This window comes from Mycoplana sp. ABR4_002 (assembly GCF_056159645.1).
The window spans coordinates 1,872,578-1,887,254 of sequence record NZ_JBSWVO010000001.1 but is presented as its reverse complement, the minus strand read 5'-3'; the positions used below and the strand labels follow the sequence as shown (position 1 = coordinate 1,887,254).

The window sequence follows — 14,677 nt, the reverse complement described above, 5'->3', positions numbered from 1 at the left end:
CAATATACCAAGCCGCCGGCCATTCCAACCCCTCCCCGGCAAAAGCCGGGATCAGGCCGTCAGTTCGTCGTATGCGCGGTAGATGGCGAGGAAATCGTCGGATTTCAAGCTCGCCCCGCCGACCAGCGCGCCGTCGACATTGGCAACGCCCATCAGTTCCTTCGCGTTGGCCGGCTTGACCGACCCTCCGTAGAGGATACGCATCGTCGCGCCGTCCTTGCCGAAACGCGCCGTCAGTTGCTCTCGCATGAAGGCGTGGGCCTCCTCGACGTCGGCGGCGGTGGGCGTAAGCCCCGTGCCGATCGCCCAGACCGGCTCATAGGCGATCACGGTGTTCTTCGCACTCGCGCCATCCGGTACGGAGGCGGACAACTGCGCTCTCAACACGTCCAGCGTCCTTCCGTCCTTGCGCTCCTCATCCGTCTCGCCGATGCAGACGATGGCGACGAGGTCGGCCTGATGGGCGCGCTCCGCCTTTTGCCGCACCAAAGCGTCGCTTTCGCCGTGATCGGCGCGGCGTTCCGAATGGCCGACGATCACATGGGTGCCGAAGCAATCGGCGATCATCTCCGCCGACACATCACCGGTATGGGCGCCGGACAGTTCCTGATGGCAATCCTGAGCCCCGATCTTCAGCGGGCTGTCGTCGCAAAGGGCGGTCGCGACATAAAGCAAGGTCGCCGGCGGGCACAGCAACGTCTCGACCTTCGCCGACAGAGGCCCCTTCACTCCCTCGGCCATCGCCTTGATCTGCTCCAGCGAGGCGCGGGTGCCATTCATCTTCCAGTTTCCGGCCACTAGCGGGGTCACGTCCGGTGTCATGTTGCCTCCCAAGAACTGTCGATCGATTGTTCCCGCGACGTAGCAAATCATCGCGGTGATTGTAAGGGCATGCACGCCAAAGGCTCGGCCGGCTTCTATTGCGCGAAAATCCAGTTCAGCGTCTCGCGCCAGTCCGTCATCCGCACCGGCGTACCGTGCGACCCCGTCCGGAAAAGCACGAACTGCGTCGGAACGCCGGCGGCGACAAGCTGGCGGAACAGGGCCACCTGGTCCGCGGCCGCATAGACCTTGTCACTTTCGCCGTGGGTGAAATAGACCGGCAGCCGCGCCTTGAACGCCGCGCTTGCGACGTAGCCGGAATCCGCCGCGCCGCCCATCACGACCATGCCGGCGAGTTTTTCCACGGCCCCTGCATCGCGTGCGATCTGCCAGCAGATGAAGCTGCCCATGGAGGCGCAGGACAGGACGATTGGCGCGCCAGGCGAATTTTCCCGCGCCAGATCGATCAGGCCGACGATCGCGGCCGCCCCCTTTTCGTCGAAGCCCGCAACGCTGGCGGAGTAATACACCCCGCCATTGCGCATCGCCAGGTTCTTCAGTCGGTTGAAGTTGCCGCCGAAACTCCAGTCATTGTTTCCGAGCCTGCGGTCCCCGCCCCTGCCGTGGATGAAGATAACCGTGAAGGCGGCTCGCTTCCGGCTCCCGGTCACCGCCACATCGACTGGTCCGCCGACCGTCTCAAGCGTCAGGTTTTCCTGTTGCCGCTTGACGGCCGTGGAGACGTAGGCCGCCTTGGCGCGCCGTTCCGGCACCTGGTCGCGACCGTTGATGTCGCGCATTTCCTGGTAGTCGACCACCCGCAGCGCCCCGCCGTCGGAGCGGTCGATCACTGCCGGATAGGCAAACAGCGCATCCTTCCACGGCTCCAGCGCCGCGGCGGCCGCGAACATCGGCTGGGCGAACAGAAATGTGGCAAGAACAAGCCCCCAACGGCAACGAACTGTGGACTGCGGCATGAAGTCGGGCTCCCTTCGGGCGGCAACTCTTGCCATTGGCGGCGCGCCGACGCAATCCTCAGGGACCCAACAATCATCGGTTCGAGCGGCTCCGGACGAGAACGAATCGCGAAACCGCGCGAAGTCTGGCAAACTCGGGTGATTCGCCGAACCGATGCGATGCCTTGAATTCGCCCGCCCTCCGGGCCTATCGGAGAGGCCCGCTGCAACGAAGCCAAAATCCTGATGGACGATAACAACGATCTCTTTGCCAACGTCGAAAGCACGCCGAAGCCGGAAGCGGCGGAGGCGCGGCCGCGCGAGAACGCCGCCGCCGCACCCCCCGCCCCGCGCCCTGCGGCGCCCGGCGGTGACGGCGGCAACTACGACGCCTCGGCGATCCGCGTGCTCGAGGGACTCGAGCCGGTGCGGATGCGGCCGGGCATGTATATCGGCGGCACCGACGAAAAGGCCCTGCACCACCTCTTTGCCGAGGTGATCGACAACTCGATGGACGAGGCGGTCGCCGGCCACGCCAACTTCATCGAGGTCAGCCTCGACGCCGAGGGCTTCCTGACGGTCAGCGACAACGGCCGCGGCATCCCGGTAGAGAACCACCCGCAGATGCCGGGGAAGTCTACGCTCGAGGTGATCCTGACCGTGCTGCACGCCGGCGGCAAGTTCGACGGCAAGGCCTATGAGACCTCCGGCGGCCTGCACGGCGTCGGCGTTTCCGTCGTCAACGCGCTGTCGGACCAGCTCGAGGTCGAGGTTGCCCGCAACCGCAAGCTCTACCGCCAGCGCTTCTCCCGTGGCGTTCCGCTCGGCCCGCTGGAGGAAGTCGGCGACGTCCAGAACCGGCGCGGCACGAAGGTCCGCTTCCACCCCGATCCGGAGATCTTCGGCGCGCATGCCCATTTCGATCCCGCCCGCGTGTTCCGCATGGCCCGCTCCAAGGCCTACCTCTTCGGCGGCGTCGAGATCCGCTGGAACTGCGATCCGTCGTTGCTGCAGGAAGGCTCGGAGACCCCGGAAAAGGCGGTGTTTCACTTCCCCGGGGGGCTGAAGGACTATCTGCAGGCGACGCTCGGCAAGGAATACACGGTCACGCGCGAGATTTTCGCCGGCAAGACCGAGAAGTCCGGCGGCCATGGCGCGCTCGAATGGGCCGTCACCTGGTATGGCGGGGACTCGCTGATCCATTCCTACTGCAACACGATCCCCACCGCCGACGGCGGCACCCACGAGGCCGGCCTGCGCATCGCGCTGACCAAGGGCCTGAAGAACTATGCCGAACTGACGCAGAACAAGCGCGCGGCGATCATCACCACCGACGACGTGATGATTTCCGCCGTCGGCATGCTGTCGGTTTTCATCCGCGAGCCGGAATTCGTCGGCCAGACCAAGGACAAGCTGGCGACCGTCGAGGCCCAACGCATCGTCGAGAACGCGCTGCGCGACCCGTTCGACCACTATCTCGCCGACAACCCTGCCGAGGCCGCCAAGCTGCTCGACTGGGTGATCGAGCGCGCCGAGGAGCGCGTACGACGGCGCAAGGAGAAGGAGGTCACCCGCAAGACCGCCGTCCGCAAACTCCGCCTTCCGGGCAAGCTCGCCGACTGCTCCCAGAATTCCGCCGAGGGCGCAGAACTCTTCATCGTCGAGGGCGACTCGGCCGGCGGCTCGGCCAAGCAGGCTCGCAACCGCGCCAACCAGGCGATCCTGCCCCTGCGCGGCAAGATCCTCAACGTTGCCAGCGCCGGGCGCGAGAAGCTCGGCGCGAACCAGCAGATCTCCGACCTGGTGCAGGCGCTCGGCTGCGGCACCCGCACCAAGTACCGCGAAGAGGACCTGCGCTACGAGCGCGTCATCATCATGACCGATGCCGACGTCGACGGCGCCCACATCGCCTCGCTGCTGATCACCTTTTTCTACCAGGAGATGCCGGACCTGATCCGCGGCGGTCACCTCTATCTCGCCGTCCCGCCGCTCTATCGCATCAGCCAGGGCGCCAGGACCGCCTATGCCCGCGACGACGCGCATCGCGAGGAATTGATGCGCACGGTGTTCTCCGGGCGTGGCAAGGTCGAGATCGGGCGCTTCAAGGGCCTTGGTGAGATGCTGCCGCAGCAGCTCAAGGAAACGACGATGGATCCGAAAAAGCGCACGCTCCTGAAGGTCGAGGTCGATGACGTCGATTTCGAGGGCACCCGGGCGGCCGTCGACGACCTGATGGGAACGAAGGCCGACGCGCGCTTCCGCTTCATCCAGGAGCGCGCCGCCTTCGCCGACAATCTCGACATCTGATTGCAGAATCGGGCTGCCACAATTTCGCGGCTTTGCGGCGCTCTAGAATTGCCGCGAAGTCTTTGAATGCGCCGGTGATTCGCCCGCAGGCAGGCGCACACGCGGCCCCTGCTCAGGAGGAATGTGCTGGTGAAAGCCGCTCTCATCGTCATGACCATTCTCGGCTGCGACGACTCGGTTACCCAATGCCACTACATCGACACGGTTGCGGAAAGCTGGCAGACGATCGCGCTCTGTGACGCGCAGTCAGAGGCGCTTATCGGGCGCTATCAGAACAGCAACTATCCGGTCGTTGTCGCCGTGTGCGAGAGTGACGGCAAGCTGGAGAACGTCGACGCACTGGCGGACTTCCCTGCCCCGCCTCCGGATGCTTTGGCGGCAACGCCCGCCCAACCGCTCGAGGTGCCCACCACCACGCCGCCGCGGCCCGGCATCTCCGCACGGACCATGGCGATGCTGAAAAGCCGGCTGCCGGATGGAGTCGCGCTGAAGCAGACCCTGTCGAAGCCGTTCCGCTATGCCGAAGACGGCTACAGCTGGGTGGTGAAGAAGTTCGCCGACTGAGCAGAGACGATCGCGGCTTCCGGACCGGGACCGCGACCGCCGTCGCAGGCTTCAGGCAGCGTCGCGCGCCGCCTCCAGAGCAAAGCTGCGGGCCGACCGGCGCTGTTCGGCCAGCGACAGGCTTTCGATCATGTCGAGAAGTTCGCGCGAGGCGTCACTGGCGGTTTCGCGGGCACGCGCGGCAAGACGCGCAGCGACCGTCGTGCGCGCGGCTCCGCGCCGCACGTCCTCGCGCCAGAGCAGGATGGCCTCGGCGAACAATCCGCTGACGTCCCGGCCGAGCCCGGCGGCCTCGAACAGGGACCGCACCGCGTTTTGCCGGCCGTCGGCAAGGATCGAACGCACACGCCGTTCGCCCTGACCGGAGAGGTTGGCCATCGCGGCGGAGACAAACTCAAGACGCCCGGCGCAGAGGGTCTGCATCAGGAAGACCGGCGTCAGCCGCCCACAGACCCGCAGGTGCTCGACCAACTGGCCGACCTCCTCGCCCTCGACCTCCGCCGCCATGCCGATCGTGGCCACGTCGCAGGCCTCACGCGCAATCCGCTCGGCCCTGCGCGACCCGACGGTAGCCCGCACGAGCGAACTGCAGGCCAATGCGCTTCCAACCTTCTCGACCAGGGCATGACGAGTCTCGCTCGGCAGGTCGTCGCGACCGAGCAAACGCGCCCGCACGCCCGGGTCGTCACCATGGCGCTCGCAGATCCGCATTAGCGTCCGCCTCGACAACACGGCCTCCTCGCTGGCAAGCATGGTGACAAGGTCGAAGACGCTGCCGACCTCCGCGAGTGCGGCCGAAACGGCCCTGGATAAAAAGGCCCTGTGAGCAATAAAGGACCGGGTGGCATCGCTGCCCCGGGCCGCGAGATCGACGAGATCGGCGTCGGTAAGCACATCCGAACGCATCAGCACCGGTCCCGAGACCTCTGGCTGGTCCGCCGCCAACGGCAGGATCACCGCCCGTGGCGCTGAAGGAAAGTCGGCCAGCGCCTCGGCCAGCGCCTGACGAACCCTTGGTGCGGGATCGTCGAGCAGAAACATCATCGCCATCTCGGCGGCGTTTCGCTCGTCATGGCCGATCGACGCACTGGCATAGGCGCGAGCAAGCGCCCCGGCCGCCTTCGCCCGGTCACTGGCTTTTGCGGTTTCGGCCCATCGGAGAAAAGCGTGGATGATCACGTGGCGCCCCGGCGTTCTGGATTCTGTTGCAGTAGCGGTCACGCTAGCGGCAAAAGGTTTACGATTGGTTCACCATGTTCCTTAACCGCCTTCCGCGGCCTTTGAGGCGCCGGGAAAGGCGGCGCCCGGCACGCGCGCTTGCAGGCGACGGCGGGCAGACCTAAAAGAAACCATGCAGTTGCAGCTCCACTCTCTCCTGATCCTTGCAAGCAATTCTGCGCTCGCGGACGGCACCGGCGCGGACGCGCTGCTGTGCGACAGCGCGCCGACGACAGGCACGCAGACCGCCGGGAGCGTCTTCCTCAAGGTGCGCGACGAGAGCGAAGCCCAGTTGCGCGCGCTGCTGCGCCAGCGGCCAGCCGGTGTGATTCTCACTGACTGTCGGTCGGGTGCCGAGGTGCAGCGGCTGGACGTGCTCCTCTCGGTCGCCGAGGCCGAGGAGAGCGTTCCGCTCGGGCAGACCCGCGTGCTTGCAGTCACCGACGGCCTGTTGCCGGCGCCACTCTCTCCGGATGGATTTGCCGGCAAGTCGCAGCGCCTTTGCGGCCTTGTCTGGGACTGGCGTGCGCTCGCAACGACCCTCGGCGCGTCCCGTTGCCGCGACGCGGACGGCCGCTGGAGCGAGGCCTTCGCCTGCGCCCGCGCTGCAACGCTGATGGCCGCCAAGGCCGCGGGTGTTTGCGCCTATGACGTTGCCGGGGCACCGCCGGTTTCCGATTTTGCCGATGAATGCCGCATCGCCCGCGCCGACGGGTTCGATGGCCGAGCCACCGAAGAGGCCGGACAGATCGCCGCGATCAACGCGGCGTTCCAGGGCCCACGGACGTGACGGATCCCGGCCGCTATTTGCGCTGCGGCCGCATCATCTCGAAGACATCGCCCGCGTCGCAATAGTCCATATAGCCCATCCGCCCGATCGGCCGCGCGGCCGACAGGTCGAAACGGCCCTCGCGCACCGCCGCGTCGCTGATGTGAATACCGACCACCTGGCCAAAGACGACCCAGGACTCCGACGTCGCGCCGTCGAGGCCGCGCGGCCGCAGGATCTCCGTCATCCGGCACTCGAGCGCGGCCAGGGCTTCGGCGACGCGCGGGGCATCGACGAGGCGCGCCGGCTCCGGCGTCAGGCCGGCGAGCTCGAACTCGCTCTCCCCGTACGGCGCCGCCAGCGAGGTCGTGTTCATCTGGTCGATCAGGCTTCGGCTGACGAAATTGCAGGTGAAGGCCCCGGTCGCCTCGATGTTGCGGACACTGTCCTTGTGGCCGCTGGAGGAGAACATCACCAGCTTGGGCTTGTCGCTGACCGCATTGAAGAAAGAATAAGGGGCCAGGTTATGGCGGCCGTCGGGTCCCTTCGTCCCGATCCATCCGATCGGTCGCGGGGAAACGATCGCCTTGAACGGATCATGGGGAAGTCCGTGCGCATTGGTCGCCGTCTCGTAGAACATTGCAGCGCCCTCAGCCTGGCTCACCCACCCAGGAAACGATCTCCTTCAGATCCGGTCGCGGTCGCTCGGTCGGCGGCACCATGGCGGTGCCGATGTGGACGAAGCCGGCGATCTTCTCGCCGGGCCGGACCCCGAGCAACGGATAGGCGCGCTCGTCGAAGGCATACCACTCCGTCAGCCAGTTCGAGGCATAACCGTGCGCGTTCGCCGCCATCAGCAAGTTGAGGCAAACGGCGCCGGCCGACATCAGCTGTTCCCACTCGGGAATCTTGAAATGCGGCGCCGCCGTGCTGACAACCGCGACCACGACAGGGGCGCGCGACAGACGGGTGTTTTCCACGACGACCATCTCTTCGGAAAGGTCCGGCCTGTCGCTAAGGGCGATCTTCGCCAGTTCGGCGCTGATGCGTTCGCGCTCGCCGCCGCGGTAGACGATGAATCGCCATGGCGCGAGCTTGCCGTGGTCGGGAACGCGCGAGGCGAGCCGCAGCATCGATTCGATCTCGGCCTGCCCCGGTCCGGGCGCGCCCATCTGGAAGGCCGGGATGGAGCGACGGCTGGAAAGATAGTCGATGAGCTTGATATCGGTTTTCATCAGGCGGGAGTTCCACTAACCTAAGGCCGTCAGGCGGCCATCAAAATGCCATTTGCCGGGCATCCAAGTGGAGCCAACGAGTCAGGAAGTCAACCTTCGCCATGCCCATCCAACGCATTTCCGCACTTGCCGGGGTCGTCTCATTATGCGCCGTCTGCGCGATGTCTCCAGCCGTAGCCCAGGACACGCTCGACAGCTTTTCGCAGATCACGACGCCCAGAAAGAGCGGCAAGCTGACCTCCTTCAATCCGCTCGTCACCGGCGAAGGCGAGCAGAGGGAACTCCGCGACGTCATCTGTGAGGCGCTGCTGACCAAGGATGGCGAACCGATGCAGCAAGGGCTGAGCTGGCGGGTGTTCTCCCCCATCCCCGGCGCCGACGGAAAGCTGCCGCTTCTGGCATCGTCCGAGGGCGGCTCGGCCGCGTTCCAGCTCATTCCCGGAGAGTACTTCGTCAACGTTGCCTTCGGTCGCGCGGCGGCGACGAAGAAGCTGGTCGTGCCGGAGAGCGGGACGGTCGAAAAGCAGGTGATGGTGCTCGATGCCGGCGGAATCACGCTGAACGCGGTGTCCGGCTCGGATGTACGCATCCCGCCGAACGAACTCACCTTCTCGATCTATTCATCGGAAGTCGGCGAGGACGGCGAACGCAGCCTGGTCGTGCCCAATGTGAAGCCGAAATCGGTGGTGCGACTCAATGCCGGCACCTATCACGTGGTTTCCGACTACGGCGCCGTCAACGCCGTCATTCGCGCCGACATCCAGGTCGAGGCAGGCAAGCTGATCGAGGCGACGATCCAGCACCGCGCCGCGAAACTGACCCTGAAGCTCGTCGCGGAGGAAGGCGGCGAGGCGATCGCCGATACCGCCTGGTCCATCCTGACGTCGTCCGGCGACGTCGTCAGCGAGAGCGTGGGCGCCTTTCCGACGCTGGTTCTGGCGGAGGGCCAGTACACGGCCGTGGCGCGCAACAAGAACAGGATCTACCAGCGCGACTTCACCGTAACGGCGGGACAGAATACCGACGTCGAGGTTCTGATGGCGGAGAGCCCGGAACAACAGGCGCAGGCCACCATCGAGGCCAACTGACCCCAGGGCCACTACCCCGCCAGCCGCCTCCGCGCCCGGCGCGGCGGCCGCATGGAAAAGACGGCGTGATGGATGCGGCCGAGCAATTCCTTCCTGTCGGCGGCCCCGCTGAGTTCGCTCCAACCGATCATGTCGCCGATCCGCGCGGAGATGGTGGATCCGGACAGGCGCTTGAATTCACGGATCAGCAGCGACAGACGCAACGTCATCGAGATCTTGCTGGCGATGTGAAACAGCGGGCCGTTCTGCCCCTCGAAGTAGATCGGGATGACGTTTGCCCTTGCCGCCTGCACCAGCTTCGCCGGGAAGATCTTCCAGGGCAGGTCCTCGGCGACGCCGAAGCCGCGCCGCGCCGTCGCCACGCCGCCGGCAGGGAAAATGACGATCGTGACGCCTTCCTTCAACAGCCGTTCGGCCTCGTGCCGGGTGCGCATGTTGATCGCCATCGCCTCCCTCGTCTCCTCGAAGGAGACCGGCAAGGCGTACGGCGCCATCTCCGGCACCTTCAGCAAGTCGTTGTGGATCATCACCCTGAACGGGCGGCCGAGCCGCTCGGCCAGCGCCAGGACGGCGATCCCGTCGCCAATGCCGAAGGGATGGTTGGCCATGATGACGAGCGGGCCGTCCGGAATCCGGCGCGGCGGCCATTCTCCCTTGACCTCGAGCCCGACATTGATGAGGTCGAGCATCTCCGCAAAGACATGGTCGCTCCGCCCGACCGTCTCACGCCGCCAGCGCTCATAGAGCGCCGCGTAGCGGTCACGTCCGGAAAGCCCCTCGATCGAGCGGATGAACCACCGCTTCAGCCGAGGGTCGTTCTCGTTGGCATAAGACAGTTCCTTGAAACGCACGGTCGTCCTCGATCCTTGGGATTCCCGACTGCGTACCACGGAATTGTTGCACCCATCTGACAATGCCTGTGGGCAAGGGCGTCAGGCGGCGAAACGGGCCGCTCTCCGCTTGAGGTCGGGCGGCGTCGATTCGTCGACCAGCGCGGCGATCGCCGCGTCGAGCGACATCGAGGTCTGGTTCTGAGAGCCAAGCCGACGGATATTCACCGTGCGCTCCTCCGCCTCGCGCCGGCCGCAGACGATGATGACCGGCACCTTCGTCACCGAATGCTCGCGGACCTTGTAGTTGATCTTCTCGTTGCGAAGATCGGTCTCCACGGTCAGGCCGGCGTCGCGCAGCTGTTCGGCGACCTCACGGGCGTAGCCGTCCGCCTCCGAAGTGATCGTCGCCACCACCACCTGCAGCGGCGCGATCCACAGCGGCATGTGGCCGGCGAAATTCTCGATCAGGATGCCGAGGAACCGCTCCATCGAACCGCAGACGGCGCGGTGGATCATCACCGGCTGGCGCTTCTCCGAGGCCTGGTCGATGTAGAAGGCGCCGAACCGTTCGGGCAGGTTGAAGTCGACCTGCGTCGTGCCGCACTGCCATTCGCGACCGATCGCGTCCTTCAGCGTGTACTCGAACTTCGGCCCGTAGAACGCGCCCTCGCCCGGCAGGATGCCGGTCTTGATGCGGCCGCCGGACTGCGCCTCGATCGTCTTCAGCACCTCCATCATCACGCTCTCGGCGCGATCCCAGAGATCGTCGGACCCGACACGCTTTTCCGGACGGGTCGACAGCTTGACCACCACCTCGCTGAAGCCGAAGTCCTCATAGACCGACAGGATCAGGTCGTTGATGCGCAGGCACTCCGCCGCCATCTGCTCGTCGGTGCAGAAGACATGGGCGTCGTCCTGGGTGAAACCGCGCACGCGCATCAGCCCGTGCAGCGCGCCGGACGGCTCGTAACGATGAACGTTTCCAAATTCGGCAAGACGAACAGGGAGTTCCCGGTAGGACTTGAGACCATGCTTGAAGATCTGCACGTGGCCGGGGCAGTTCATCGGCTTTAGGGCGAAGACCCGGTCGTCGTCGGTATCGTCACCGGCCACCGTCACCTTGAACATGTTGTCACGGTACCAGCCCCAGTGGCCGGAGGTCTCCCACAGGGACTTGTCGAGCACTTGCGGCGCGTTGACCTCCTGGTAGGTATTGGCGAGCCGGCGGCGCATGTAGGCAACCAGCGTCTGGAACATGCGCCAGCCCTTGCCGTGCCAGAACACCACGCCCGGCCCCTCTTCCTGGAAATGGAACAGGTCCATCTCGCGACCGAGGCGGCGGTGATCGCGCTTCTCGGCCTCGGCCAGAATGTTGAGGTAGGTGTCGAGCTCCTCCTGCGTGTGCCAGGCGGTACCGTAGATGCGGGTCAGCATCGGGTTGTTCGAATCGCCCCGCCAGTAGGCGCCGGCCACCTTCATCAGCTTGAAGGCGGTACCGATCTGGCCGGTCGATGCCATGTGCGGGCCGCGGCACAAGTCGAACCAGTCGCCCTGGTAGTAGATCTTGAGGTCCTGCCCTTCCGGGATCGCATCGACGAGCTCGACCTTGTAGGCCTCGTCCTTGGCGGAAAAGACCTCCCGCGCCTTCTCGCGCGACCAGACCTCCTTGGTGAAGGGCTTGTTGCGGGCGATGATCTCCTTCATCCGCTTTTCGATCTTCGGCAGGTCGTCCGGGGTGAACGGCTCGTTCTTAGCGAAGTCGTAGTAGAACCCGTTCTCGATCACCGGACCGATCGTGACCTGCGTGCCCGGCCACAGCTCCTGCACGGCCTCGGCCATCACATGGGCCGCGTCATGGCGGATCAGCTCGAGCGAGCGCGCATCGTCGCGGGTTACGATCTCCAGACGGCCGTCGGAGACCGGGTCGGACAGGTCGCGCAGCTCGCCGTCGAGCGCCACGGCCACAGCCTTCTTGGCCAGCGACTTGGAAATCGACTCGGCGACATCGCGGCCGGTCGCGCCAGCCGGATATTCGCGAACGGAACCATCGGGAAAGGTGAGGGAAACGGCATTCGACATCATGAACTCCTATCCAGTCCCGCCAACGAATGCGGGTGGTCGAAATTGAGATGACCAGTCGGGGTGATTGATCAGGTCGCCTGATTAGTGTGTTTGCGGGCCGGAGTAAAGATTTCGCTGGGCTTCGACGGCCATCACCGCAAGGCCCCCCGCGGCCGTCCACGCCCCTGCCAGGCAGAGCCGCAGGGGCGGCCATCGAGCGGTCATCAGCCGGCCATTATCGCCGATCCGGCTCTGGCGGCAGACGCCACAACCGCCACGGCGCCCACCAGGCGAACCGGGACGGCAGCCGCTCCGGCACCGGATCGAAGCCGCTCGTGCCGCCCGGACCGCAACGGACGACGCGGAACAGCGTCATCCAGCCGCCGCGCCAGAGGCCGTGCCGGCCGATCGCCTCGTAGCCGTATTCCGAGCAGGTCGGCAGGTGCCGGCAGGCATTGCCGACGAAACCCGACAGTGTCAGCTGGTAGAGCCGGATCAGCCCCGTGCCGAACAGCCGCCCGGGCGTTCTTGCGACCGGGCCGGCCCAGTTGCGCGAGCCGGAGACGCCTGCGGCGCGCGGAACCGGCGACGGCGCTGTACCGCGGGGCGGACTGGCCGCCTCAGGCCACGGCTGCGCATCGCCGCTGCCTGCCCCGTGCCGCTCTGTGCAGCGATTGCACATCGCTAGACCGCTTCGGCGGCCGCGCCCCGCTTGGCCTCGATCTGGCCGATCGCATCGACCACGGCGTCGAAGGTCAGCATCGTCGAGGCGTGCCTTGCCTTGTAGTCGCGTACCGGCTGCAGGAAGCGCATGTCCTCGAAACGGCCGGACGGCCCCTCACCGTCCGCCTTCAGCATCGCCAGCATGTCCTGCCGCGCCTGGCGCACCTCGGCCGCGGACGCGCCGATGACGTGCCGGGCCATGATCGAGGAAGACGCCTGGCCGAGCGCGCAGGCCTTCACGTCATGCGCGAAGTCGCTGACGCGGTCCCCGTCCATCTTCAGCCAGATCCTCACGCGCGAACCGCACAGTTTCGAATGCGCAGTGGCTTCGGCATCGGCGTCTTCCAGCAAGCCGATGCGGGGGATGTTCCCCGCGAACTCGAGAATGCGACTGTTGTAAATGTCTTCCATCGGGATTGTCCGAATTGCCACGTTTTCTAGTTCTTTGCTCGATCCGGGCAGCATATTCTAGCGTACACGCGAAAAAAGCATTCCGTGTCGCCGCTGGCCTCTTCCACAGCGATCAGGCGATATTATATGCTATGTCGTGTTGGGGCGACCGTTTTGCAATGCGGAAGGGGTCGCCTGTTGTTTGGGAAACCGTGCCGGACGATCGAGTGCACTGAGACGCCGAGATCGGAAAGCCCCGGAGCCCGCCAACGGGACCCAAGCCTGCAGGGTTAGGCGAATGGCCAATGGCGAGTCCGACATTGACGGAAGTCAAACCTGCAGAAAGGCCATGGATCCATGGACGCCGTAATCAAGAATTTTCCCGTCGGTGACGACCACTCCGGCCGACCGACCCAGAAGGAAGCAGAGGAAGCGGTTCGCGTCCTGCTGCGCTGGGCTGGTGACGACCCGCAGCGCGAAGGACTGCTGGATACGCCGGCCCGTGTGGCCAAGGCCTACCGCGAACTGTTCTCGGGCTACGACCTCGACCCCGAGGAGGTCCTGGGCCGCACCTTCGAGGAGGTGGCGGGCTACGACGACATCGTGCTGGTCAAGGACATCCCGTTCTATTCGCACTGCGAGCACCATATGGTGCCGATCATCGGCCGGGCCCATGTCGGCTACCTGCCGAGCGGCCGCGTGCTCGGGCTTTCCAAGATTGCCCGCGTCGTCGAAATCTACGGCCGGCGGCTGCAGACCCAGGAGACGATGACGGCCCAGATCGCCAGCGCGATCGACGAGACGCTGCGCCCGCGCGGCGTCGCGGTGATGATCGAGGCCGAGCACATGTGCATGGCGATGCGCGGCATCCAGAAACAGGGCTCGACAACGCTGACCACCACCTTTACCGGTACGTTCAAGACCGAGCCTGCCGAGCAGGTTCGTTTCATGACCATGATCCGGGGCCGCGGATAAGTCCGGCGGCTCCGTCCTTTGGAGCCGACGATGGCGATGCAATTCCAGCCCCCCTCCAGCGACAAGACCGAACTCGAGACCGGCGCGGCGTTCACGCCGCGCTTCGACGCGCACGGACTGGTGACCGCGGTCGTCACCGATGCCCGTGACGGCGAACTGCTGATGGTCGCCCACATGAACGCCGAGGCGCTCGCGCTGACGCTGGAGACCGGCGTCGCCCACTACTGGAGCCGATCGCGCAACGCGCTGTGGAAGAAGGGCGAGACCTCCGGCAATCTGCAAATCGTGGTGGAACTGCGCACCGACTGCGACCAGGACGCGGTGTGGCTCAAGGTCTCGGTCGCCGGCCATGACGCCACCTGCCACACCGGCCGCCGGTCCTGCTTCTACCGTACCGTCGCCGCCGACGGCGGCGCGGCCCGGTTGACGACAACCGACGACCGGGTTCGCTTCGATCCGGCGGAAACCTACAGGAAATAAGCCGGAACTCGCGCGTTCCGTGCCGTTTCGGCACGGATTCATCAAATGGCAACGGAAATGGCGCCTAATGTCCGGTGCAACCACTGCACACGGAATACCGCGATGGCATGCCATCTTTTGCCGCCAGCCTTTGACGGTCGGCCACTTTCTTCGGCCAGATCGCCCGATTGCCCTTACTACTCCTTATTGATGAGCGAAAGCAGAGGGGCTTGGCTCAACGGCCAGCATCGTCTCGCTCCCATGGTCAATGTCAGGA

The 14,677-nt window shown here is 65.6% G+C and carries 15 protein-coding genes; 6 read left to right on the top strand and 9 right to left on the bottom strand.

Features of this window, described 5'->3' with window-relative positions:
* Window positions 1–51: 51 nt before the first annotated feature.
* Together tpiA and ACXAGF_RS09210 are read right to left on the bottom strand one after the other, a co-directional pair.
* The gene (gene tpiA / locus ACXAGF_RS09215) at window positions 52–822 is read right to left on the bottom strand and encodes a triose-phosphate isomerase (protein ID WP_475016322.1); all 771 of its coding nucleotides are present in this window, start codon (window positions 820–822) and stop codon (window positions 52–54) included.
* Between the two features lie 95 nt (window positions 823–917).
* The gene (locus tag ACXAGF_RS09210; RefSeq protein WP_475016321.1) at window positions 918–1,799 is read right to left on the bottom strand and encodes an alpha/beta hydrolase; all 882 of its coding nucleotides are present in this window, start codon (window positions 1,797–1,799) and stop codon (window positions 918–920) included.
* Between the two features lie 225 nt (window positions 1,800–2,024).
* On the opposite strand from ACXAGF_RS09210, the gene parE reads away from it, so the two are divergent.
* Both parE and ACXAGF_RS09200 read left to right on the top strand, forming a co-directional pair.
* A complete protein-coding gene (parE, locus tag ACXAGF_RS09205; protein ID WP_475016319.1) occupies window positions 2,025–4,085 on the top strand; it encodes a DNA topoisomerase IV subunit B in 2,061 nt (686 codons plus the stop codon).
* Between the two features lie 129 nt (window positions 4,086–4,214).
* Window positions 4,215–4,649 (top strand): hypothetical protein, encoded by a 435-nt coding sequence (locus ACXAGF_RS09200; RefSeq protein WP_475016316.1) that lies wholly within the window; start codon window positions 4,215–4,217, stop codon window positions 4,647–4,649.
* Between the two features lie 51 nt (window positions 4,650–4,700).
* Here ACXAGF_RS09200 and ACXAGF_RS09195 read toward each other — a convergent pair whose 3' ends face one another.
* A complete protein-coding gene (locus ACXAGF_RS09195) occupies window positions 4,701–5,828 on the bottom strand; it encodes a DUF2336 domain-containing protein (RefSeq protein WP_475016314.1) in 1,128 nt (375 codons plus the stop codon).
* A gap of 172 nt (window positions 5,829–6,000) precedes the next feature.
* On the opposite strand from ACXAGF_RS09195, the gene ACXAGF_RS09190 reads away from it, so the two are divergent.
* Window positions 6,001–6,657 (top strand): hypothetical protein, encoded by a 657-nt coding sequence (locus ACXAGF_RS09190; RefSeq protein WP_475016312.1) that lies wholly within the window; start codon window positions 6,001–6,003, stop codon window positions 6,655–6,657.
* Between the two features lie 13 nt (window positions 6,658–6,670).
* Here the strand turns inward: ACXAGF_RS09190 and ACXAGF_RS09185 are convergent, their stop codons facing one another.
* Together ACXAGF_RS09185 and ACXAGF_RS09180 are read right to left on the bottom strand one after the other, a co-directional pair.
* On the bottom strand, window positions 6,671–7,276 hold the full coding sequence (locus ACXAGF_RS09185) for a flavin reductase family protein (protein ID WP_475016310.1): 606 nt from the start codon (window positions 7,274–7,276) through the stop codon (window positions 6,671–6,673).
* A 10-nt stretch (window positions 7,277–7,286) separates the two neighbouring features.
* Window positions 7,287–7,871 (bottom strand): nitroreductase family protein, encoded by a 585-nt coding sequence (locus ACXAGF_RS09180; RefSeq protein ID WP_475016308.1) that lies wholly within the window; start codon window positions 7,869–7,871, stop codon window positions 7,287–7,289.
* 161 nt (window positions 7,872–8,032) lie between these two features.
* Between ACXAGF_RS09180 and ACXAGF_RS09175 the strand changes: the two genes are divergently transcribed.
* Window positions 8,033–8,959 carry a hypothetical protein gene (locus ACXAGF_RS09175; RefSeq protein WP_475016306.1) on the top strand — a complete coding sequence of 309 codons (927 nt, stop codon included), beginning with the start codon at window positions 8,033–8,035 and terminating at the stop codon, window positions 8,957–8,959.
* Between the two features lie 11 nt (window positions 8,960–8,970).
* Here ACXAGF_RS09175 and ACXAGF_RS09170 read toward each other — a convergent pair whose 3' ends face one another.
* The 4 genes from ACXAGF_RS09170 to ACXAGF_RS09155 form a co-directional block, all read right to left on the bottom strand.
* The gene (locus ACXAGF_RS09170) at window positions 8,971–9,810 is read right to left on the bottom strand and encodes a lysophospholipid acyltransferase family protein (RefSeq protein WP_475016304.1); all 840 of its coding nucleotides are present in this window, start codon (window positions 9,808–9,810) and stop codon (window positions 8,971–8,973) included.
* An 81-nt stretch (window positions 9,811–9,891) separates the two neighbouring features.
* Window positions 9,892–11,871, bottom strand: a complete 1,980-nt coding sequence (gene thrS / locus ACXAGF_RS09165; protein ID WP_475016302.1) for a threonine--tRNA ligase — start codon at window positions 11,869–11,871, stop codon at window positions 9,892–9,894.
* 217 nt (window positions 11,872–12,088) lie between these two features.
* On the bottom strand, window positions 12,089–12,535 hold the full coding sequence (yidD, locus tag ACXAGF_RS09160) for a membrane protein insertion efficiency factor YidD (protein WP_475016300.1): 447 nt from the start codon (window positions 12,533–12,535) through the stop codon (window positions 12,089–12,091).
* Between the two features lie 2 nt (window positions 12,536–12,537).
* A complete protein-coding gene (locus tag ACXAGF_RS09155; RefSeq protein WP_475016299.1) occupies window positions 12,538–12,987 on the bottom strand; it encodes an iron-sulfur cluster assembly scaffold protein in 450 nt (149 codons plus the stop codon).
* A 336-nt stretch (window positions 12,988–13,323) separates the two neighbouring features.
* Here ACXAGF_RS09155 and folE point away from each other — a divergent pair, with 336 nt between their 5' ends.
* Together folE and hisI are read left to right on the top strand one after the other, a co-directional pair.
* The gene (gene folE / locus ACXAGF_RS09150; protein ID WP_475016297.1) at window positions 13,324–13,941 is read left to right on the top strand and encodes a GTP cyclohydrolase I FolE; all 618 of its coding nucleotides are present in this window, start codon (window positions 13,324–13,326) and stop codon (window positions 13,939–13,941) included.
* Window positions 13,942–13,971: 30 nt separating this feature from the next.
* Window positions 13,972–14,421, top strand: a complete 450-nt coding sequence (hisI, locus tag ACXAGF_RS09145) for a phosphoribosyl-AMP cyclohydrolase (protein ID WP_475016296.1) — start codon at window positions 13,972–13,974, stop codon at window positions 14,419–14,421.
* Window positions 14,422–14,677 lie beyond the last annotated feature (256 nt).